This is a genomic window from Rhizobium sp. UFLA01-1127, from assembly GCF_059803845.1.
The window spans coordinates 1-21,007 of record NZ_JAUQTZ010000111.1 but is presented as its reverse complement, the minus strand read 5'-3'; the positions used below and the strand labels follow the sequence as shown (position 1 = coordinate 21,007).

The window sequence follows — 21,007 nt, the reverse complement described above, 5'->3', positions numbered from 1 at the left end:
GTGGTCAACTCCGCCGGTCTCATTCAGTCCGGCGGCACAATGTCGATCCTGACCAATGGCCTGAGCAATGTCACGACTTCGGCGCCGGCAATCCAGCGCAACGTTCAGATCTCCAACGCCATCCTCAGCGCCTATGACGTGATCACCAGGACTTACCAATGCGCGACCCGCTGCAATGGTTCGGGCGATCATGACCCCGCGACCTACACCTGGGTACAAACCATCGATCACTTGGTCAGCCAGATCGTCTCGCAGGATCAGTTGATCAGCGGAGCCGGGGCTTCTGCGCAGATCCGCGCTGGTCGGGACTTGACCATCAACGCCACCAACCTCTGGAACGGCTACAGCTCGATCAAGTCCGACGGCAACATGCTTCTCACCGTCGCGGGCACGCTCACCAATGACGGCGCGACGCTGAACCGCGTCACCCAGACGATCTGTGACAGTAGTACCCCCTGCCAATATTATCCCGACGTCTCCTCGACCGATCCTACGAATGCGATCGATTGCAGCAATACGAGTCCGAATGGCGGTTGCCGCACCGTCACCGTAACGCCGACCTATTCACCGAACCCGAACGGCACGCGCGATCCGAGCCAGGACCTCAACCCCGGCACCACAGTCAACGTCCAGGTGGTCGGCGCCATCTCGGGTGTCATCCAGGCACGTGGAGGCCTCGCCATTAACGGCGGTGGCGCGGTCAATAACGTTGCGTCCAATGGTTCCATCGCTGGTCAGGTTGCGATTGACGCTCCTGCGACGACGAACAATCCGCTTGGTGCGCTGGGCAGCATGACCGCCGGCGGGGCTCTGTTCAATGTCAGTGCGGCACTTTCAAACGTAACAGCCAATGGCGGCGCCAACGCGGGCAGCGGCCCGTCGCTTACAGGCAGCGGTCCGACGATCGGCTCGGGGCCGGCGATCGGCAGCAGCAATCTGCGGGCCAGCGGTGGTCCTTCGATTAGTGGCGGCAACCTGGCTGTGGCGAACGGTGTTGCGGTCAGCAACAACGGTGTGACTGCATCTAACGGAACTGCGATCAGCGGCAACACCCTGACGGTTGCCGGCGCTTCGGTCAATCCGAACAGCCTGATGGGCAAGCTCACTGCCGCGATCGGCAACAGCGGCAATCTCACTCAGATCCTGCAGACGAATGGCGCGCAGCTCGCTTCACTTGCCAAGCCGCAGTCCGGCGGCGTCGGCGGCACGGTTCCAGGCCAGGTCTTCCTGTTCGAGACGCGGGCTGCCTTCCTCGACGTATCGAAGTTTTATGGGTCGAGTTATTTCATAGACCGGATCGGCTATACGCCCGAAACCAAGGTTCCCTTCCTCGGGGATGCCTATTTCGACAATCAGCTCATCGACGAGCAGATGCGCCAATTGGTCGGCAATGGTCTGGGCGCGGGATCCTTCGTTCCCGGCGATAACGCCACCGAGCAGATGAAGTCGTTGCTCGACAACGGCGTCGCCTACGCTGAGGCGAACGGACTTGGCCTCGGGCAGGCGTTGACGCCACAGCAGGCCGCGTCGCTGACGCGATCGATGGTCATCTACCAGACCGAGATCGTCGATGGTGCGCCGGTGCTAGTGCCGGTCGTCTATCTCTCGGCCGCCGATCGGGCAAAGGTTACGTCTGCGGCCACGATTGCCGGCAACACGGTCAGCATCGACGCGGCGAGCGTCGACAATTCCGGCGCGATTGCTGCGGCCGACGGCATGACCATCAACGCGGGCAGCATAAAAGCTAATGGTGGGGCGTTCCTCGCCGGCGGCAATATGAACCTCAATGCCACCAACGGCATTACCCTTGCCGCCCAGACGATGAACATCGGCGGACAGACCATCGTTGCCGCCAATGGCGGCGTCACGGCCGGCGGCAACCTTAAGATGGATGCCGGGGCGGGCAGTCTGACGCTGAGCGGCACGAAGGTGGCCGCCGGCGGCACTGCGCAGCTCTCCGGTCAGACCGTCACGCTCGGCGCCGTCAAGCAGGACAATGGCGGCGTCCAGACACTGGTCGGTACCACCGTAAACACAGGTGGCAATCTCAGCATTGCCGGCACCAACGGCGTCAACATCATCGCCAGCTCCGCCAAGGTTGGCGGCGATCTATCCGTCGCCTCCGCCAGTGGCACCGTCAACATTATCTCTGCCGGCGTTCAGAATACGACGGTCGATATTAGTCGCGGCACGACCCTCAAGACCACCAGTCAGACGCAGCAGGGCTCGTCGCTCATCGCCGGCGGCGCCATGCTGGTATCGGGCAACCAAGGCGTACTGATCGGCGGCTCGACGCTCACGGCCGGTGGCAATCTCGGCATTGTCTCGACGAATGGCAATATCGCCATCACTGCGTCCGAGGATCAGACCAGCAGTCAGTCTAAGACAGTCGCCGGTGCTGCCACCGGCTACAAGGGTGGTCAGTCGTCCTCGACCGCGGTTACGAGCAACGGTTCGTCGATCATCTCGCAGAATGGCAACGTCACCGTCCAGGCTGACAAGGGCAACATCAGCGTCATCGGCTCCGATGTCGATGCCAAGGGCGGTACCGCCAACCTCGCCGCCAAGGGTGATATCACCATTGGTGAGGCAACGGATAGCGCGTCGTCGTCCAGCAAGTCCGGTTCAAAGAAGGCAAGCGAAGCAACGACGACGGCAGAAGGCTCGTCGATCTCGGGCCAGACTGGCGTCAATATCGCCTCTACGGGTGGCAATGTCACGATTTCGGCCTCTGATGTCACAGCAGGCGATGCGACGCACACGGCCAACGCCAACATCCAGGCAGCGGGCAACATCGTTATCGCCTCCGGCAAGGACACCGACGAGACCACTACCGACAGCAAGAAAAGCGGCTTCCTCTCATCGTCGAAGACCCATACCCATACCTACGACGAGAATACGGTTGGCTCCTCGATTTCCGCATCCGGCAATATCAATGCCAGCGCCGGTGGCGAGGCTGTCGTATCGGGTTCGGAAATGGCAGCGGGCAATGATCTCAGCCTCTCCGGCTCCACCGTCACCGTCATGGGGGCTCAGGAGGAACACGAGAGCGATAAGCAGACCAAGAAGTCGGGCATCGGCGTCGGTTCCGGCGGTGGGTTTATCTCGATCTATGGCAGCCATGACAAGACGATCAGCGAAAGTTCGAGCGACAATATCGGCTCGACGCTGTCTGCCGCCAATGGCAACATCACCCTCAACGCCACTAAGGGCGACCTCAACATTATCGGCTCTTCGATCGCCGCGACCAACGGTAATGTCACGGGTAACGCAACCGGCGATATCAATATCTTGCCGGGCCATGAGAGCGACGACACCTCGAAGAGCGACAAGCGTTCTGGCTTTGGTATCCAGGTCTCGACTAACGGCGGCGGCGCCTCGATCGGCATCGGCGTCGGGCGCTTTACCGATCAAGTCAACCAGAGTGCCGATACCAATGCGGTATCCACCATCAAGGCCGGCGGAGACATCACGCTTAAGGCCGGCGACACCTTCAACGATCAGGCGGGACAGATTGCCGCTGGCGGTGGCGTCACCATCGTCGGGAAAAACGGTGTCAACATCCTCTCAGGCAATGACATTACCAATTTCGATGAGGTGGCGACAAGCTTCTTTGCCGGCGTCAGCGTCGGCGTCTCCTCCAGCTTCGTCGGCGCCGGCCAGAGCATCGAGAACCTTGCTTCCAAGCTTGGCAAGGTCACGGACGGCTATTCGGCCGCCAACGTCGCCTTCGCCGGTATGCAAGCCTACGATGCACTCTCCAATCTCAAGGATAGCGTCAATGCCGGCAATCTTGCCTCTGTCTCCCTGACGGCCGGCTTTACCTACTCGAAGAACGAGACATCGGTTTCGACCTCGACACCGGTCCTGCCGACGATATCAGGTAGGTCGGTCGATATCTCGACCGATGGTGATCTTGTGAGCCGTGGCGCGCAGATCTCAGCCACGGCTAGTGCAGATCATGCCGATGATCCGATGAACGGCAGCGTAAAGATTACCGCCAACAATATCGACATGGCCGGTGCCCAGGCGACGACCGATGCCTCATCGAGCAGCCAGTCGGCCGGCGCCAGCATTGGCGTGTCCGTTGGCGTAGGCATGGGCGGAGCGACCGGCATCACACCGACGGCCAGCGTCTCGGCCGGCCAGTCGAAATCGTCAAGTTCCTCAACCACACAGGTGATCTCGACCGTTAGCGCGACGAACAACATCACCTTCGTCTCGAAGGGCGACACGACGCTCAACAACACCGTCTTCTCCGCCGATACGATCAAAGGAGACGTCGGCGGCAATCTCAATATCGTCTCGACGCCGAACACCGGTAGCCAGTCCAACAGTTCGGCCTCGCTCGGCTTTTCCTTCACCGGCCCGACGGTCGGCGGTACTGCCGGCCAGGATTTGCTGACATCAGGCAACATCGGCACGGCTCTTGGTGGTCTGACGCTTGGCGGCGTGCAGCCGGGCTTCGGTTCCGGTAAGGGGTCGACGAATTGGATCGATACGCCGGCCGGGCTTTATTCCTCCGGCGACCAAAACATCACTGTCGGCAAGAACACCAATCTCGCCGCATCTGGCCTGATCTCGACCGATGGCGCGGTCAATCTCGACACCGGTACGCTGACGTGGTCCGACTTTGTCGGCACGCAGAAGTACCAGGGCTATCAGGTCAATGCCGACATCGATCTCTACTCCGGCACTGATGCCAACGGTCAGACCAGGAACAACTCCAGCGCCAGCGGTAAGTACCAGCTCGACGATGTCGAGCAGTCCGTCAAGGCGACGATTAGCGGCAGCGGCGGCGCTGGCAACATAACCATCCGCAATCCGGACCAGCAGGCTGCCCTCGAGCAGAGCGGGCAGACGGGCACTCCCGCTCAGATCAACACCGATCCGTCCCAGCAGAACGTTATCACCAAGAACAAGCATATCGATTTAGAGCCCTATGTCTCCATGCAGAGCCTGCAGGCAGCGGTCAATGCCGGGCAGTCGATCGCCCAAACACTCGGCAGCGCTTTTGACAAGATGTTCTCGGATGCCACCTTGTCACAAGGCGATCGGGCCGGCGTCGGCACGGTTCTCGCGCACTGGAACGATCCGGGCATCCTCAACCAATTGTCGAGCTGCGGCTCAAATCACGCCGAGAACGAGCACAATTTCTTCGACTGGCTGATTACTTCCGCCCATGCCGAAGTCGAGGGTTGTACGTTTGTCTATAACGGCCTGACCTACTACGTCTCGAAGGATGCTGCCGAGACATGTATCGAGGCTATCCAAAAGGTGGCTCAAGCCTACGGGGTACAGATCGCCAGCAATGACGATTGGGAAAACGGCAAGACCCCTGACGAAAGGATCATGGATGCGAATACGGCTGGTTCTAAGCAATTGGCCGAGGATGAGGTATGGCTGCAGGGTCAGTATCTTGCATCCCAACCACACATCGAAGTTAACGGCGTCAATTATCCGATAAGATCGGGCGTTTCGCTTGCTGACGGCGCTGAAACCACGGCAAGTGAGGTCGACGGCGCGAATTATCTGGCGGACACATCGGGAATAAAATCGATCAGGATACGCGGGACGAATACTGTTGGACCGGATTATCTAGTGACGGCGGAGGATGGATCGCAGTTCTACGTCGAGGAGAAAAGCCTGGTTGGAGATTCGAAAAATACTCTCGCGAACAATATCAAGGCTGCAATTGACAATTTCGCACGTCAGACTGGTCCGGCAGAAGCTCAAGCCCAAGCTGACGCTGGTCAAGCGAAGGTCATTATCAATGCCACAGGAACGACAAATTGGAACAATCCTGATAACGTCAGGACCTTCATGGAACGGATAGCAAACAGCCCCGATTACGCCAAGATGAACGAACTCACCGTGATTACCACTCAGGGACCAATTACCTGGACGAGACCATGAGCCAAGATTATCACATTTTTTGTATGGATTGTGGTGAGCACCTCACTATCGGAAAATCCATAAGGATCCAGGACGATCGTTTAGATCAAACTATTTATGGTTTTGCAGCCATCGCTGACGGTCATAGCAACGATTACAGCAAGACGCCCGACTCGGCGCGGAATCTGTTGCACAGGTATTGGCGCTACCTTGACCACTTTTTCATGCGGCATCGGGGCCACGAGCTTCGGGTGCTCCCCGGCGAGCTGGCAGATCGTTTTGAGAATGATACTTTTCCGTACTACCCCCCGGAAGATCCGAGGATTATCGACGGTGCGCCCGAAGAGAATTACTACCTCATTCCGACGGGTGTACCGGACCAGACGCAGGATGCGGTCCTCGCACCGAAGGGCGTCAAGCAACGACTACGAGAGCTTTCCTTAGGAGTAGAGGTGGGAAAGCCGATTTGGGATGGCAAAGAATGAAGGTATTTCGGCATTCTGAAGATCAATATGGGTACCATGCTTCTCTCAGGGAAGCCGTTCTCCGCTAAAGAATATCTGCGGTACGCTTTGGTGGAGTTTGGATCTTGAGCGGAAATTACTATCTCATCTGCATGCACTGTGGTGAGCGGTTGACTCTTGGTGAAGCTGTCGAAGTTCGCGATCGTCGCCTCCAGCGTGATATCCATTGTTTTGAATCGATAACAGACAAGCATGATGACGATCACCACAATTGGCCCGAGGCAGAGCTCAATGAATTGCGCGAGCATTGGCGTCGCACCGATCACTTCCTGATGCGCCACCGCGGGCATGCGATCCGTGTTTTGCCCGAAAAGCTGCTGAAGGCGTTCGAAAGTGATAGTTTTCCACACTATCCGCCAGCGGAGAGGGCGATCCTCGATGGCGCGCCTCAGGAGACCTATTATTTGTCACCAACGGGCGTTCCACATCAAAAAAACGATGCTGCTCACATGAGGGAAAGCGTCGAAGGGCGGCTGAATGAGCTTACGCAAGGAATCAACATGACAAAGCCAGCCTGGGATGACGAAAAGTAGCATCGGGCGCGCTATGTCGATGAACCGCAGCATTTTCGGCTCCGATGTCGATGCCAAGGGCGGTACCGCCAACCTCGCCGCCAAGGGTGATATCACCATTGGTGAGGCAACGGATAGCGCGTCGTCGTCCAGCAAGTCCGGTTCAAAGAAGGCAAGCGAAGCAACGACGACGGCAGAAGGCTCGTCGATCTCGGGCCAGACTGGCGTCAATATCGCCTCTACGGGTGGCAATGTCACGATTTCGGCCTCTGATGTCACAGCAGGCGATGCGACGCACACGGCCAACGCCAACATCCAGGCAGCGGGCAACATCGTTATCGCCTCCGGCAAGGACACCGACGAGACCACTACCGACAGCAAGAAAAGCGGCTTCCTCTCATCGTCGAAGACCCATACCCATACCTACGACGAGAATACGGTTGGCTCCTCGATTTCCGCATCCGGCAATATCAATGCCAGCGCCGGTGGCGAGGCTGTCGTATCGGGTTCGGAAATGGCAGCGGGCAATGATCTCAGCCTCTCCGGCTCCACCGTCACCGTCATGGGGGCTCAGGAGGAACACGAGAGCGATAAGCAGACCAAGAAGTCGGGCATCGGCGTCGGTTCCGGCGGTGGGTTTATCTCGATCTATGGCAGCCATGACAAGACGATCAGCGAAAGTTCGAGCGACAATATCGGCTCGACGCTGTCTGCCGCCAATGGCAACATCACCCTCAACGCCACTAAGGGCGACCTCAACATTATCGGCTCTTCGATCGCCGCGACCAACGGTAATGTCACGGGTAACGCAACCGGCGATATCAATATCTTGCCGGGCCATGAGAGCGACGACACCTCGAAGAGCGACAAGCGTTCTGGCTTTGGTATCCAGGTCTCGACTAACGGCGGCGGCGCCTCGATCGGCATCGGCGTCGGGCGCTTTACCGATCAAGTCAACCAGAGTGCCGATACCAATGCGGTATCCACCATCAAGGCCGGCGGAGACATCACGCTTAAGGCCGGCGACGGTGGCGTCGCCTTAACCGCATTTGAGACGTAATAGTCCCTTCGGCCTGATTTTCACGTTCCAATTGACAAGACGATTTTTCGCCAGGTGGAGAAGGCGTCAGCGCGAAGCGGACGATGGTCTGCGGCGGTCAAGTATTTCCGGTGAAGAAGAAACAGATTGGCGATCTGGCCGTGAGTTGAGACGAAACGCTGACATTGTCGCGCGGACTTGAAGCGGATCATACGTCGCTCTCATCGTCGTAGCGGCAGATGAGAATTCTCGGCTCGGTTGTTCAATCCCTTGTGCGAGCGATGTTCGATGCCCGGCATCAACTCGGCCTTCGCGGCCGAATAGGAACGCAGCTTGTCGGTTATCATCACGCGCGGGGTGATCCCTTGATCCTTGAGCAGTTTTCTCATCAGACGCAGGGCGGCTGCCTTGTTTCTTCGGCTTTGCAACAGGGCATCGAGGACGTAACCGTTTGCATCGACGGCGCGCCACAGCCAGTATTTCTTTCCCTTGATCGTCACCACCATCTCATCGAGCTGCCACTTATCGGCAAAGTGGCCTCGTGAGCGCCGTCGGAGCTGGTGCGCAAACTTCAAGCCGAATTTCGCCGCCCATTCCGATACAGTCTGGAATGAGACGTTGATGCCGCGTTCCGCCAAAAGATCTTCGATGTCACGGAAGCTGAGCGGAAACCGATAATAGAGCCACACCGCATGGGCGATGATCTCGGCGGGAAAGCGGTGGCGTTTGAAGTGTGCGTGCAGGGATTCGGTCATAAAAACCCGAATATCAACTCGATCCCAACCAGCCGGTTAAGGCGACGCTACCCTTGAGCTTGTCGATGTCGAACGGCTTGACCGTGTCGTTAGCCTTGGAGAGGTCGGTGTTGAGGCTTTCGAGATCCTGGGTCTGGTTGGAGAGCGTGAGCTTGCCCGGCGTCAGCGTGGCGAGGGCTGATCCCGTGTCGCTCTGCTTGGCCGGCTGGCCGACGCTTGGAACCGGGATGCCGCCAGGCGTCAGGCTGAAGCCGTAGCTCGAGGTGGAGGCCTTCGAGGTGTTTTCGAGGTTGGAGAAGGTGAGCGAGCTGGCCGTCAGATCGTTCTTGGCGGGATCAGCGGTGGACGCGATGACGCCGCCGATGAGACCGACATTGCCACCGGCCGTGACGTGATAGCCGCCATCGCCAGCGACGACGCCCGACTGTTCGGCGACATTGGCGTAAGTGCCCTTTGTCTTGCCGACCTGCGCGCCGCCCGAGATTCCTGTCAGATTGGAGAAACCAAGGCTGGCACCGAGCGTCTTCTCGTCATAGGTGGCCGTATCCTGACGGCTGACGATGTTGAGATCACCGCCCGCGATCGTCGAGACGCTATTGCCTGAGACGACGGCACCGTCAAGCGTGGTGTCGCCACCGGAGACGGTGGTGACGTTGCCGGTCCCGATGACGTGACTATTGACCTGAGTGACGCCAGTGGCTTTCTCGCGGTAAACAATCCGCGGATGAGAGCGTGATCAATCGTCGTCCGATCGGATCGCGGCACACCGGTCAGGTTGAATTCAGCCGCCGTCGATGTAAACTCGGCGAAGGCAGCCTATGCTTCCTCACACCCATGACGGTCATGAGAAAGTAGTATTTCGCCCCGTGCCACAAAATGAGTGGACTGTTACCGTAGTTTTATATCGAGCTTAACTACAAAATATTATTGAAGTCATACATGTATTCCTCATATTCACGTTGACTCCAAATGTGACCATCAATCCGATCAACCATAACAACTCCGCCAGCTTTCCCGTCAAATCCCTCGTTCTCCAAATCAAAAGCCCAATATACCGGAGGGGATTTTGATTTTAACATGGATGAAAGTGCGACGGAGTTTTCAATGGATTTTGCATATTCATTAGCCAAAACGATTGCGGCATCGAGTGACAATTTTTCATTGTCTCTATACTCAATCGGGGCGCTAAAACAGGCTATATTACTTTTTCGCAAATCAGATACGATGGAGACCAATTTTACTCTATCAACATTGACCCCCAAATAACCGACATATACTTTGCCTTCTTCATATCGAAAATTCTTGTCAAACATGCTGACAAACTTAAGGCGATCTGTTCGCGTAGGTTCACTGAAATAAATGTCGCACTTTTGCTGCATCGCCGTTCCAATTAACAATTCTTGAATCAAGGGTGAATGATCACGCCCTTACCCGTGAGGGCAGGGCCTTTAATCGCAAGACTCCGCACGCAATAATTTCAACAAGATAGCGCGGCACTTAATTTGAGATTGACCAGTTAATTTGAGATTGACCAGTTAATTTGAGATTCTGGTTTCCATTTTTGCACTTAATGTGAGATTCGTCGCCATGGGAAATATGGCAAACTGCGGCCAAGCTTCATCAAAAAACCCAGTTTAACAAAGGGTTATTGCCGTATCGGAAGCCGTGCAGAGCCGAAAATTCCAGCAAAGAATCTCACATTAAGTGCCATCACCTCCCGGAACGGGCGCATTCTTACAATTAAATGCCAAACGACAGCCGCTATCCCTCGCGTGATAACGTGCAACGCATTGCTCATCGACGGCGCTGAGTCCGATATGCTCGGCATCTAGCCAACGATCGAAGTCGGCTGCCCGGTAGATTTTTGCGTAGACGGTGCGTCCGACATAGCCCGCTTGATCAAAATGGCGAAGAAATCGCGGATAGAAGGACCGAGCGGACCGTTCGCTGTTTGGCCAACGACCGTGCTTCATCATAAGACTGCTTGTTCATGAAAACTCCTATCAGGGCAGAAGTGCCCGGGCGGGAGTTTGCTATGGATGGCAACGACTTGATATCATCCAGCAATTACACACTTTTTTGCGCTTGCGGGACATAGTCCTGCTCCGGACATAGTTCCGTTTATTGCCTGCAGGTAATAAACGGAAGAGTCCTGCCAGCAATTCGTAGGCGCTGGTGTCGTCGTTGGCGTTCTTGAGCAAGATTTCGCAAACGGTGTCTCCGACATTGTAGATATTGCCGTCATCGATACGACACAGGCGGATCAGATGCTTGGTGAAATCCGCCTTTCCTGCGATCCGGCTCGACGACTGTTTTGCGCCGATGGGGACAAAGCCCTCTTTCATGAGGCCACGCAGGACATCGATTGTCGGGATCGGCTGGAAACGCTCGGACCGGCTTTCATGCGTTGTCGTTGCAAAGATCGAGGGCGCGGCCCTGCGCAGTTCGGTCATGGCGCGGCCTGTGTCGTAGCGGGCGGTATCGGTATAGATCGTCATGAGCTTGTCCTTTCTTCCCTTGATCTCGCGAAGCGTGAGCACTTGGCTCCTGCTTCCCGAGCTCGGGCGGACCAGCGGGAGAGAAGGGGGCAGGAAGAAAAAGCCGAGGGCGATCGTCCTGCAGGGCGTCAGCCCGAAGGATGGGGAAACGGCTTTTTGTTCTTGCTGGGAAGAGAGGGCAGCGCTCCTCTTTTCCCGACTGAAGAAAGGAAGTCGCCGGTGTCAGCGACAAATGCGCGAGCATTGGTCGCGTGCCGGCGTCAAGGCGCTGCGAGAGCAGCCCGCACGATGCGATCGTTACTGGCATCAGCGGAGAGGGGCTTGAGCCTGGCTCCGTGCCGTAGGCATAGAGCGCGCTCGCAAAAGCGACGTGCACACCTTCCGGATCGAAAGATTTTAGGAGAAAACTTGTAACTGGCGCGTCAAGATTATATATTCCGACCAATCGGAAGAATTAATTAGGAAAGCCCACATGACAGCTGTTGCGGAAATGCTGAAGCCGAGCGAGGCCGCTGTCGTTGCGCGCGTGAGCCTGCGCGACGTGAACCGCGCCATCGACGAGCACATTCTGCCAGAAGTGTTTGTCTCGCTCGACAATGGTCGGCACGTTCTGGCCGGCGCGTGCTCGTTCATATCCTTTTACTTCGAGAGCGCCAGACGCCTGACCTCGGAAGAGCGACTCTTTGCGATCAAGACCATCGGTCCGCGCTTGACGCGCTCGCGATTCCAGGCTTGGCCGGCGCTGTTGCGTGAGGACTGGACTGTACGCGACGACTTCTTGACCATCGACCTGCTTCCGTTCGTCAAGGAGACGAGCAAGCGGTTGGCCGATCTTGCGGCCGCCCGCGAACTCGTCTCGGTGTCACCCGATGTTTTGGGCGGCACACCGGTTATCAGCGGTACGCGTGTTCCGGTCTACGATGTCGCCGCGTCCGTGGCGGCTGGACTCCCGATCGAGCGTATTCTCGACGCTTGGCCGAGCCTTGACGCCGTGAAGGTGCATCTCGCTGCGATCTATGCGGAGGCGAATCCGCTTCGTGGGCGTCCGCGTGTCTCCACCGATTTGCCCGAGGACGCAACGATCATCGCCGACCGCCGCGTCGCTCGCAGTAGGAAGGCGGGATGAAATTCCTCATCGATGAATGCCTCAGTCCGGCACTTGCGAAAGTCGCCAAAGACAAGGGTCACGGGGGAAACGAGCCACGTCGTCTGGATGGGTTTGGCCGGCCGCAAGGATTGGGAACTAACGCCGATCATCCTTGGCGGTGATTGGACATTCGTAACCAAGAACTCGGTGGATTTTCGCGGACCGAAGGACACGCCTGGCTCCAAGGGGCAATATGCAGACGTCGCGATCCATGCCGGACTGATCTGTCTGAATGGACCACCTGGCATGGATCTGGACATGCAAATCGAGCTTTTCGAGCAGGCGCTCCAGGAGTTGGAGGTCGCGCCGGACCTGGTCAACCAGGTGCTGGAGATTTCGCTCGAAGATGACGACGAGCTACGCGTGCTTCGCTACGCATTGCCACAGGAGTAGAGGGAAAGGGGCGTGACGAGAATGGCCTACGCGGGCGATTTCAGCGCTCCGCTTGCTAGCCGCTAGCGGGTTGATCGACGGAGATCCGCGTCTGGGCCAGATAGCCATCCATCAAGAGCGGGAGTAACGACACGAGCTGAGGAAGCCGTGGCAAAAAGCAGTTGTCGCTTTGCGATCCGCCCGTGAGGCTGCCTCTCGGGTGGTCGGAAAGCTGGAAGGGCGCTTATTCGGAGTGGTGAGCGACACGCTGCATAAAATAGGTGATCCATGACTGACGTAAATCTCAGTGAGGCTGCCGAGAAGCGCCTGATACATGTGAAAGGGCATATGGAGGCACTTTCTGTCTCTGTTCAGCGAGCCTTGTCATTTATTGAAGCGGGAACTGGCAGTTTCGAAGGATGTTTGCGCAATCTTCGCAGCAATGCTTTTGCGAATGCCATATACGCATGGTTTGGCTTGCACGATTTGAATGCGATGAAGGATTGGTTTTTTCTGTCTGCCAGCCTGAAAAGAAAAATCTACGAGATCGAAATCGACCGGAACGGTGCAATTGGCAAGCTTCTGGAGCTTTTGCATCCGTTGCTGTCGGACAACCGAGACCTCATCGAGTGGTATGCGAATAACCCGGACCTCTATTATCCGGATCGGATCGAAAATACGAAAACCGCCGATTTCTTTGCCTATCAGGGCGTCGTTGCCATTCGCGGCGAATGGGATCGCTTGAGAGATCGCTGCGCACGGGTCTTGGCCGATCCCCCGAAAACGTCGCAGCTGAAGAAATACATCATCGATCATCAGTTTTTTCTGGCGCTGGCGGATCGTGACGTTCCAAGTATGGAGGCGGCGATTGCCGCCGTCGCCGAGCCTAGGGCGGTGCGGAGCCGGGCGAACGACGAAACTGGATATACAGAGAGCCTGATTTCAAGCTACGCGGTCATTTACGCCAAAATTGCCTGGTTTCATGGGTTTGAAGTTAAAGTAAGCTCGCCCCTCGTTCCTGCGGAATGGCTCCCGGTACGGCCGTTATCGCACTACGATTTACGATACAAATTTCTGGCATGATGGCTGCACGCTGCTGTCAAAAGAGAGCTGAGCCTTATTTGATCTAAACCCTTCAAATCGGCTGGCCCCGTTCAATCTATTATTGATTGCGCTCTCCTGCCTCAATGGGGCAACACAGCCACCAACGTTGTAACGATCGCGATCCAGGCAGAGACAAGGTTCTGCGCCGGGTTTGCCGGAGGCTGTTTGGTTTAATTTATGCGGCCATGTGTGCCGCCTACAGTGCGTCCATCGAATAGAAATTAGGCGGCGAGAGTAGTACGAAGGCCCCCTGCTTTCGGATCGATGCCATGGGACCCACGCCAATCCACAGTCAGTTCAAATCGATGTTCCGTGTCGTAAGCGTCGCCAATCGACCGAAGCCACCTTCAGGCGTTCCGCGGAGGTACCGATCTATACGCTGATCGTTTTCGCCGTGGTCCTGCAGTGCGGGGCGAAGAGATTCCTGCGACACTGGTGAACAGGGGCAATCACGGGAGCGGCCGCTTGCGTCGCGCCAGCGCGATCACCACAACGCCGACAATGGCGACCAGAGCTCCCCGATAAATCCAGGGCGACTGGTCGATCATGAAGCTCTCGGCCGGATATGGAAAATACCCACTGCCCTGCCCCATCCAGACGAGACCGACCAGAGCAAGCAGTCCCCCTAAACCATATGCAAGCTTCACCATAGCGATCTCCTTGTTCCAGATAGGCGATCAGAAAAAGCGACAATTTCAGTGAATGCAACGGTTGGAGATTCCGCCTGCGGCAGCAGACCCTACTCGCCTGCAAAAGGGTCGGGATTGCAGAAGCCAAATGGCCTGGAACCTTAGCCCGGGACATCCGCATGCTAGTGAACTACATCCCCAATCCCAACCCCTTGTTCAGGGTCCGCTTCAACTCGTATTGACGCGATAGCTCTGCCTTCTGTGCCCGATCGGTTAAGTGCAGCCGCTTGGGTCCAAGGTCAGTTGACGGAATCGTCCGAATCGGGATCCTTGACCTTGGTGAAGAGGCTCTTCAATGCACTGGTCTTCGCCTTCGCCGCTTTGTTGGCCTTGATCGCCCGCGTGGCGGCTTTCGCCTGTTCCAGCATCATCTCGATCTGGATCTGTTGGATTTCGGTCAGACGCTCCCATTGGCGATTGAGAAGGTGATCGACCTTTTCATGCAGATGGCGGATTTCCAGTTCGGCCTTCAGATTGACCTTGTAGTCGTTGAGAGCGCGCAGGCGATCCTTTTCTTCCTGGCGGCGCTGGCTCATCATGATGATCGGCGCCTGGAGGGCCGCAATCGTCGAAAGAACCAGGTTCAGCAGGATGAACGGATAGGCGTCGAAGGCTTGCTTGTCGCCCATGATGAGATTGATGGCCATCCAGACGGCGAGAAACAGACAGAAGGAGATGATGAAGGTCCAGCTGCCGCCGAAGGAGGCGACGCCATCGGCCATCCGGTCGCCGATGGAGCGGTTGTCCTCGTAGTCCTCTTCGATATTCTCGGCGAGAGTATCATGAGTCTTCAGGCTTTCAACGACCTCGTCCTCGAGATTTGAAAGCTCGCCGCGCTCCACCGTCAGCAATTCGGCGATATATTGCGCGCGATAGTCATCCATGACCTTGCGGCTGACATAATCGTCGGCGCGCAGCTCGGGATGCTTCAGCCGAATGAAATCCGCAAGCGAGGGGCGGAGGTCGTCGACGTGAACCGCGTCCTTCTTCTTCAGCACCTGGCCGGTGATGGCGTCGATAAGCTTGACGGACTTGGCCTTCGCCTGAGCGAGACTCTTGGTATAATCGTCCATCTCCACCACGGTCGGGCTCTCGCCCTCGCCAGCGTCGAAATCGACTATGCCTTCCGCCGGATCAAAGGTCTTTGTTTCAGTCATATGGGGGCCTTCTTTGACGTTTTCTCGCTCATCTATCCAATAATGGGAACAGGAATGTGACTGTTAGAAGACTGCCGGAAACGCAGCCGGCGTAAACCGCCGCCCCGCACTCGCAATCTCCTCTTTTCATCTGCGCCTGACCGGTTCTTAGCGCTATTATCCTAAGTAACAGCAAATGAAACGCGCTGTTCCCGCGTTCTTCCGTGACGCCTGGGCCGTCAAGCCTCAGAAACAACCGCACCGGGCGATCCGGCAAACGTTTTGGAGCGCCCGGCGTGTTTCCGCAAGAGTTTCTATCGGGTCAATCAGATTTCGAGTTTCGTCCTCTTGACCAAGGGCTGCCGACTTCTATTTGCCGCACTGCAGCAGACATTCGCCAGCGCGAATTAGCTTAAAGTTTCAAAGGATTAAATCGAATCAACAGGAAGTTGGGCCTGTTGCCAAGGGTTTCGCACTGTGCAGAAAGGATAGCTATGCACAATCCCCCGGCAAATGACTTGGAGTCCATCGCCCGGCAGGGCGGCCGCTTCAAGCGTATGGCTGTCAGGATACCGACTTACTTGACCGATCTCAAAGAGAATCCGGCCTGGTTGCCCATGTTCCTGTTGGCCAGGACCTTGCCGTTTCGGCGGATCCATTGGCTCGCCACCAAGCGAACCGTCAGGTTCCCCGTTTCCGGCGCCTCGATGTTTGCCGGCGTCGAGCGCAGCGCCGTCGTCGATGCCTTGCGGACGGATGGCATCTATCCGAACCTGATGCTGCCGGATCACATTCATCAGGAGATCGCCGAATTCGCCGGAAATACCGGCTGCTACGGAAATTTCAACAGGAAGCTTGAATTCACCGCCAGCGAACACAGAGAAGCGGAGGCGCATTTCGGGCGATCGATCCTCAGCGGTCACTTCTTCGAACGCTCGCTGGATTGCCCCGCAGTCATGGCTGTCCAGCGCGATCCGCTACTGATCGACGTTGCCCGCCAATATCTCGGCGGGCAGGCCAAGGTGATCACCACCCGCATCTGGTGGAGCTTTCCGACCCAGGCTTCCGAGACCGACAGAAGCCTTGCCTCGCTAGACAAATATCACTTCGATCTCGACGACTGGCGGATGCTGAAATTCTTCTTCAATCTGGTCGATGTGGACGAGGGCACCGGACCGCATGTCTTCGTCAAGGGAAGCCACAGGCGCCGGCGAGTCCGGCATCAGCTGACATTGCTTGTCGGGCATCCGGCAAACGAGGTGCTCGACTATTATGGCGAGGCGAATGCGCTGACGCTGACCGGCAAAGCCGGATCCGGCTTCGTCGAGGATCCCTTCGGCTTCCACATGGGCACTGTGCCGACGCAGAAGCCGCGGCTGATGATGGAAGTCGGCTTCGGCGTTTCCAAGCCGTCGCGCCGCCGCTTCCACGGCGAACCCGTTCTTCGCTGACGCATGCCATGCAAATTGCGCAGCAGTTTTGCGAGGCGACAGCGCAGGAATTACGCAGCAGCTTGGCATCGGGGAGCGCCACGCGCAATTGGCGCTCCCATCCGGCCGATCTCAGGCCGAGCGAGCGAACCACCTGGCGATCGGGTGATCGAGCGCGATGCGTCCAGGCCCGCCGGCCATGATCACCAGAAAGCAGGTCGCCCATGTGCCATGCGTCGGCCAGGCATCGGGATAGACGAAGACCTCGATGACCACAGTCATGCCAAGCAGCGCCAGCGCCGAGAGCCGGCTTGCGAAGCCGATGACGAGCAAAAAGGGAAAGAAATGCTCGCTGAAGGCGGCGATATGGGCGGCGATCCAAGGATCGACCAGCGGCAGCTTGTATTCCGTCTGGAAGAGATAGACGGCATTGTCGGTCACATGCCAGCCATCGACCTTCGTCTGGCCTGACTGCCAGAAGACGGCGGCGATCGACAATCGCGCAACGAGTGCGATCAGATCATGCGGGATGCGGTCGAGAAGCTTCAGGCTGTCATAGAGCCTTCGGGGCATGGATTGGCGCTCGGCCGGAGCGGCCGTCATCATCTGGTTCTGCATGTCGGTTCTCCCTCAAGCATGATGCCGAAGTGCGAAGGGATTTCGGACGACATCATGCTCTACCCTTTGATTTCAGGGCGGATTCAGATTTCGGGTCGTTTCGGCCTGAAATCATCCGCCTCCAGCGTTCAGCGAATGGCCATGAAAGCACCCGCCGTAAACGTGCCGGCGAGGTTGGCGGAAAGATCGAAATCCGGAGCTTCGGCAAGAGCCGCTTCGAAGGCACGGCCAAGAGCGGCACCGGCAAATAGCTGCTCCAGGAACGCGGCCCCGCCCGGCGGAAGGCCATGCACCTCGACGATCATGTGCGGGCGGACGACGAGAGCATCCTCGCCCGACCAATCGGCAATATCCGCAAGCTCGATTTCGCCGGTGTTCATCGCCCAGATAGTGATGACCGGGTTGGCGGAACGTATGATGCTGGCGGAGGGATGCGGCACGAAAGCCAGTTCCGCCAGACCCGCCGGTTCGACAGTCGCCAACAAGGCTGCATCGAGCGGTATCGCATCAGCGGCGTGATAGGCCCGCCCCCGTGCGACTTCCAATCGCATGACATCAGGCAGATAGGGAATTTCCCGTGCCGGCTCGAAAGTCTCGACGAAATCAGGGAGGTCATCGCCATAGGCGAGCAACAGGGGTGATCGCGGGGGATGCAGCCGGATGAATTCATGCGCCATGGCCGCGAAGAATTCCTCACCGACGATCCTTTCTGCTGCCGGAAAGCGCGACGCGAGCGCGCCGATCAGGCCGATGGCGACATTGTTGCGATAGACGCCAAAGCGTCGTGCAGGCTTCGGGCCGTTCCAGGCCATCAGCCCTTCGGGTACGGCGAGGCCTGGATCGATGAGGGCTGCGGCGAACTGACTTTGTATGGCGAGAGACATTATGTTCTCCTCAGGCTGCCCGACGTACGGCGGCGCGCTTCATAATAGCCTCGGCGGCTTCGGCCTCTGCTCTCAGAACCGTCCATTCCGGCACGTCATTGTCCCATTCGATCAGGCTGGCGATCGGCCCGGTCCGGCCGATCAGCTCCTCATACAGCGTCCAGACCGGATCCTTGACCGGCGCGTCATGGCTGTCGATCAAAAGCGGTGCTCCTGAATCGTCGATGGTCTCACAATGGCCGCTTAGATGGATCTCGCGCACCCATTGCACCGGGAAGCGCTCGATATAGGCGCGTGCGTCCATGTGATGATTGGTGGCGGCGACGAAGACATTGTTGACGTCGAGCAGCAGACCGCAACCGGTGCGGCGGACGACGTCGGCGAGAAACTCCGTCTCCTCGATCGTGCTTTCCTCGAAGAGCAGATAGGTAGCCGGATTCTCCAATAGCATCTGGCGGCCGAGCCGTGCCTGAACCTCATCGATGTGAGCGCAGACCTGCCTGAGCGTCGCCTCGGTATAGGGCAGGGGCAGGAGGTCGTTGAGGAAAGTGGTGTCATGGCTCGACCAGGCGAGATGTTCCGAAAAGCTCTCGGGCTCATAACGATCGCAGACGATCTTCAGACGGGCGAGGTGATCGGCATCGAGCGGCTGCATCGAGCCGATGGAGAGGCCGACACCATGGATGGAGAGGGCATAATCCTCACGCAGCCTGCCGAGCCGCGCATGCGGCGGACCGCCGGCGCCCATGTAGTTTTCGGCATGGACTTCGAAGAAGCCGATGGGCTGCGCGGCGCCATTGATCGCGGCAAAATGTTCCGGCTTGAAGCCGACGCCGGCACGGCGGGGAAGTTCTGACGGTTTCATTGCGGGCCTCCGGATTCGGGCAATTCCAGCAAAGTTGACGCGGTTTGCGTTCGGAAGGCGGGCGGCGCTCGTAAAAGGTTGCGCCGCCCACGCGTTTGCGCTGCCTTGTCAGACCGGGGCTGGACCCTGTGCCAGGGTACCGTGACCGCTCGGCGTCTTGATCGTCTCGCAGGTCCCGGCGGGAACCAGCTTCCACGAGTTCCGCTGGTAGTCGACTTTCGAGGTGCCGGCGCAGGTCGTGCCGGGGCCGGCGGCGCAATCGTTCTGACCCTTGAGGGCGACGCCGTAGCATTTTTCCTTGGTATCGGCGGCCGATGCGGTCGTCGTGCCAGCAACGAGCGTCACTGCGGCTGCGACCGAAGCGGCCAGCGCGAGTGAGGACATCTTATTCATGGCAAACTCCTTACGAGCGATGGTTGACAATCGATCCGGTTTCGGATCAGGCCGGGGTCAGCGAGCCGTGGCCCTTCGGGGTCTTCATCGAGGTGCAGGTGCCTGTGGGGACGAGCTTGAAGGACATCTTGTCGTAGCTCATGGTCGACTTGCCGGCGCAATCATGCTTGCCGGCGGCACAATCGTTCTGGCCCTTGAGGGCGACGCCATAGCATTTTTCCTTGGTATCGGCGGCCGAAGCCGGGGCGGCGACGGATGCAAGTGCCGAGGCGATCGAGCCAGCAATGGCCAGGGTGAGGATGCTGTTCTTCATGGATCTGTCTCCTAGATGGATGCGAGCCGTCATTGGCTTGCATCGAGGTCTACGGAGCGTCTGGAGCGCATGTTACAGCCGCATCGAAATTTTTTTCGAGATGACGTCATTTATATTATGCCGGCTACTTGCCCAGCCGGAGTCGTACACGCTTCATGGCAGGAGCCTATGTCGGCACCGATAAATGCGAGGGGGTTCGGCTGTTACGCTGGAAACGGAAAAAGCTTGAAAAATAAGTGTCGTTGCCGGTAACGAAAGCCTGCGGTCCCGCGTAGAGGAGATGTCGAGTGAATCATTCGGCGCGCGAAAAGGAATGGGCAGTCTGGATGCGTGCCGCCATTGACGGCGATGCGCAGGCCTACCACCGTTTCCTCACCGCCGTGACGCCGCGTCTGCGCGCCATGGCGAAAAGACGCTGCGATCAGCTGGGCGCGCCGGTAAGCGAGGCTGAGGATGTGGTTCAGGAAGTGCTGCTGGCCGTCCATCTGAAGCGCGGCACATGGGATTCATCGCGTCCGATCGGCCCCTGGCTGTCGACGATCGTACGCAACAAGCTGATCGACAGCCTGAGAAGGCGTGGGCGCCATGTGAGCGTGCCGATTGACGACGTGATCGATTTCCTGGAAGCGGAAGAGCATACCGACGCCTTGGACCGGCTCGATGTCGATCGTATGCTGGAACAGTTAAAGGATCCGGGGAAGACGATCGTGCGCTCGATTTCCGTCGAAGGCACCAGCGTGCGGGAAACGGCGGACCGGCTGAAGATGACGGAAGGGGCGGTGCGCGTGGCTCTGCATCGCGCGCTAAAGGCGCTTGCGGCTTTGTATCGGAGT

At 57.8% G+C, this 21,007-nt stretch carries 19 protein-coding genes and 1 pseudogene; 9 read left to right on the top strand and 11 right to left on the bottom strand.

Annotation, left to right across the window (positions count from 1 at the left end):
- The first annotated feature begins 39 nt into the window (after positions 1–39).
- The 4 genes from Q4Q11_RS23480 to Q4Q11_RS23465 all read left to right on the top strand — a co-directional run bounded on the left by Q4Q11_RS23480 (position 40) and on the right by Q4Q11_RS23465 (position 7,991).
- Complete coding sequence (locus tag Q4Q11_RS23480) at positions 40–5,916, top strand: beta strand repeat-containing protein (protein ID WP_498570987.1); 5,877 nt, start codon at positions 40–42, stop codon at positions 5,914–5,916.
- Positions 5,913–6,380: a hypothetical protein gene (locus tag Q4Q11_RS23475; RefSeq protein WP_498570986.1), complete on the top strand. Its 468-nt coding sequence runs from the start codon at positions 5,913–5,915 to the stop codon at positions 6,378–6,380. The genes Q4Q11_RS23480 and Q4Q11_RS23475 overlap by 4 nt, the downstream gene beginning before the upstream one ends.
- A 104-nt stretch (positions 6,381–6,484) precedes the next feature.
- The gene (locus tag Q4Q11_RS23470; RefSeq protein ID WP_498570985.1) at positions 6,485–6,952 is read left to right on the top strand and encodes a hypothetical protein; all 468 of its coding nucleotides are present in this window, start codon (positions 6,485–6,487) and stop codon (positions 6,950–6,952) included.
- A gap of 19 nt (positions 6,953–6,971) precedes the next feature.
- A complete protein-coding gene (locus Q4Q11_RS23465) occupies positions 6,972–7,991 on the top strand; it encodes a hemagglutinin repeat-containing protein (RefSeq protein ID WP_498570984.1) in 1,020 nt (339 codons plus the stop codon).
- A gap of 20 nt (positions 7,992–8,011) precedes the next feature.
- On the opposite strand, the pseudogene Q4Q11_RS23460 reads toward Q4Q11_RS23465, so the two are convergent.
- The 4 genes and pseudogenes from Q4Q11_RS23460 to Q4Q11_RS23445 form a co-directional block, all read right to left on the bottom strand.
- Positions 8,012–8,725: pseudogene (locus tag Q4Q11_RS23460) on the bottom strand (IS6 family transposase).
- Between the two features lie 13 nt (positions 8,726–8,738).
- Positions 8,739–9,392: a hemagglutinin repeat-containing protein gene (locus Q4Q11_RS23455; RefSeq protein ID WP_498570988.1), complete on the bottom strand. Its 654-nt coding sequence runs from the start codon at positions 9,390–9,392 to the stop codon at positions 8,739–8,741.
- A 247-nt stretch (positions 9,393–9,639) separates the two neighbouring features.
- Positions 9,640–10,134, bottom strand: coding sequence for a hypothetical protein (locus tag Q4Q11_RS23450; RefSeq protein WP_498570983.1), 495 nt, complete (start codon positions 10,132–10,134; stop codon positions 9,640–9,642).
- 624 nt (positions 10,135–10,758) lie between these two features.
- Complete coding sequence (locus tag Q4Q11_RS23445) at positions 10,759–11,223, bottom strand: DUF932 domain-containing protein (protein WP_113223655.1); 465 nt, start codon at positions 11,221–11,223, stop codon at positions 10,759–10,761.
- Between the two features lie 472 nt (positions 11,224–11,695).
- Between Q4Q11_RS23445 and Q4Q11_RS23440 the strand changes: the two genes are divergently transcribed.
- The 3 genes from Q4Q11_RS23440 to Q4Q11_RS23430 all read left to right on the top strand — a co-directional run bounded on the left by Q4Q11_RS23440 (position 11,696) and on the right by Q4Q11_RS23430 (position 13,825).
- Positions 11,696–12,349: a DUF433 domain-containing protein gene (locus tag Q4Q11_RS23440; protein ID WP_498570982.1), complete on the top strand. Its 654-nt coding sequence runs from the start codon at positions 11,696–11,698 to the stop codon at positions 12,347–12,349.
- A 12-nt stretch (positions 12,350–12,361) separates the two neighbouring features.
- Positions 12,362–12,763, top strand: coding sequence for a DUF5615 family PIN-like protein (locus Q4Q11_RS23435; RefSeq protein ID WP_498570981.1), 402 nt, complete (start codon positions 12,362–12,364; stop codon positions 12,761–12,763).
- A 267-nt stretch (positions 12,764–13,030) separates the two neighbouring features.
- Complete coding sequence (locus Q4Q11_RS23430; RefSeq protein ID WP_113223644.1) at positions 13,031–13,825, top strand: Imm49 family immunity protein; 795 nt, start codon at positions 13,031–13,033, stop codon at positions 13,823–13,825.
- Between the two features lie 470 nt (positions 13,826–14,295).
- Here the strand turns inward: Q4Q11_RS23430 and Q4Q11_RS23425 are convergent, their stop codons facing one another.
- A complete protein-coding gene (locus Q4Q11_RS23425; RefSeq protein ID WP_113223643.1) occupies positions 14,296–14,496 on the bottom strand; it encodes a hypothetical protein in 201 nt (66 codons plus the stop codon).
- A 278-nt stretch (positions 14,497–14,774) separates the two neighbouring features.
- The gene (locus Q4Q11_RS23420) at positions 14,775–15,692 is read right to left on the bottom strand and encodes a DUF1003 domain-containing protein (RefSeq protein ID WP_113215491.1); all 918 of its coding nucleotides are present in this window, start codon (positions 15,690–15,692) and stop codon (positions 14,775–14,777) included.
- Positions 15,693–16,165: 473 nt separating this feature from the next.
- On the opposite strand from Q4Q11_RS23420, the gene Q4Q11_RS23415 reads away from it, so the two are divergent.
- The gene (locus Q4Q11_RS23415) at positions 16,166–17,122 is read left to right on the top strand and encodes a phytanoyl-CoA dioxygenase family protein (protein ID WP_498570980.1); all 957 of its coding nucleotides are present in this window, start codon (positions 16,166–16,168) and stop codon (positions 17,120–17,122) included.
- Between the two features lie 111 nt (positions 17,123–17,233).
- On the opposite strand, the gene Q4Q11_RS23410 is transcribed toward Q4Q11_RS23415, so the two are convergent.
- The 5 genes from Q4Q11_RS23410 to Q4Q11_RS23390 all read right to left on the bottom strand — a co-directional run bounded on the left by Q4Q11_RS23410 (position 17,234) and on the right by Q4Q11_RS23390 (position 20,174).
- Entirely contained in the window at positions 17,234–17,719 is a 486-nt protein-coding gene (locus Q4Q11_RS23410) for a DoxX family protein (protein WP_498570979.1), read from the bottom strand.
- 128 nt (positions 17,720–17,847) lie between these two features.
- Positions 17,848–18,603 (bottom strand): HvfC/BufC N-terminal domain-containing protein, encoded by a 756-nt coding sequence (locus tag Q4Q11_RS23405; RefSeq protein ID WP_498570978.1) that lies wholly within the window; start codon positions 18,601–18,603, stop codon positions 17,848–17,850.
- A gap of 10 nt (positions 18,604–18,613) precedes the next feature.
- Positions 18,614–19,468 (bottom strand): MNIO family bufferin maturase, encoded by an 855-nt coding sequence (bufB, locus tag Q4Q11_RS23400; protein ID WP_498570977.1) that lies wholly within the window; start codon positions 19,466–19,468, stop codon positions 18,614–18,616.
- A 108-nt stretch (positions 19,469–19,576) separates the two neighbouring features.
- The gene (locus Q4Q11_RS23395) at positions 19,577–19,861 is read right to left on the bottom strand and encodes a BufA1 family periplasmic bufferin-type metallophore (RefSeq protein WP_113215486.1); all 285 of its coding nucleotides are present in this window, start codon (positions 19,859–19,861) and stop codon (positions 19,577–19,579) included.
- A gap of 46 nt (positions 19,862–19,907) precedes the next feature.
- Entirely contained in the window at positions 19,908–20,174 is a 267-nt protein-coding gene (locus Q4Q11_RS23390) for a BufA1 family periplasmic bufferin-type metallophore (protein WP_112339617.1), read from the bottom strand.
- A gap of 287 nt (positions 20,175–20,461) precedes the next feature.
- On the opposite strand from Q4Q11_RS23390, the gene Q4Q11_RS23385 reads away from it, so the two are divergent.
- A partial coding sequence (locus tag Q4Q11_RS23385) for a sigma-70 family RNA polymerase sigma factor (RefSeq protein WP_498570976.1) occupies positions 20,462–21,007 on the top strand: 546 nt, incomplete at its 3' end.

Excerpts from the sequence above, each read along its gene's own strand:
- Q4Q11_RS23445 (WP_113223655.1), bottom strand. The coding sequence starts at position 11,223 with ATGACGATCTATACCGATACCGCCCGCTACGACACAGGCCGCGCCATG.
- bufB (WP_498570977.1), bottom strand. The coding sequence starts at position 19,468 with ATGAAACCGTCAGAACTTCCCCGCCGTGCCGGCGTCGGCTTCAAGCCG.
- Q4Q11_RS23420 (WP_113215491.1), bottom strand. The coding sequence starts at position 15,692 with ATGACTGAAACAAAGACCTTTGATCCGGCGGAAGGCATAGTCGATTTC.
- Q4Q11_RS23440 (WP_498570982.1), top strand. The coding sequence starts at position 11,696 with ATGACAGCTGTTGCGGAAATGCTGAAGCCGAGCGAGGCCGCTGTCGTT.
- Q4Q11_RS23425 (WP_113223643.1), bottom strand. The coding sequence starts at position 14,496 with ATGGTGAAGCTTGCATATGGTTTAGGGGGACTGCTTGCTCTGGTCGGT.
- Q4Q11_RS23395 (WP_113215486.1), bottom strand. The coding sequence starts at position 19,861 with ATGAATAAGATGTCCTCACTCGCGCTGGCCGCTTCGGTCGCAGCCGCA.
- Q4Q11_RS23475 (WP_498570986.1), top strand. The coding sequence starts at position 5,913 with ATGAGCCAAGATTATCACATTTTTTGTATGGATTGTGGTGAGCACCTC.
- Q4Q11_RS23410 (WP_498570979.1), bottom strand. The coding sequence starts at position 17,719 with ATGCAGAACCAGATGATGACGGCCGCTCCGGCCGAGCGCCAATCCATG.
- Q4Q11_RS23435 (WP_498570981.1), top strand. The coding sequence starts at position 12,362 with ATGAATGCCTCAGTCCGGCACTTGCGAAAGTCGCCAAAGACAAGGGTC.
- Q4Q11_RS23390 (WP_112339617.1), bottom strand. The coding sequence starts at position 20,174 with ATGAAGAACAGCATCCTCACCCTGGCCATTGCTGGCTCGATCGCCTCG.
- Q4Q11_RS23480 (WP_498570987.1), top strand. The coding sequence starts at position 40 with ATGTCGATCCTGACCAATGGCCTGAGCAATGTCACGACTTCGGCGCCG.
- Q4Q11_RS23465 (WP_498570984.1), top strand. The coding sequence starts at position 6,972 with ATGAACCGCAGCATTTTCGGCTCCGATGTCGATGCCAAGGGCGGTACC.
- Q4Q11_RS23415 (WP_498570980.1), top strand. The coding sequence starts at position 16,166 with ATGCACAATCCCCCGGCAAATGACTTGGAGTCCATCGCCCGGCAGGGC.
- Q4Q11_RS23430 (WP_113223644.1), top strand. The coding sequence starts at position 13,031 with ATGACTGACGTAAATCTCAGTGAGGCTGCCGAGAAGCGCCTGATACAT.
- Q4Q11_RS23405 (WP_498570978.1), bottom strand. The coding sequence starts at position 18,603 with ATGTCTCTCGCCATACAAAGTCAGTTCGCCGCAGCCCTCATCGATCCA.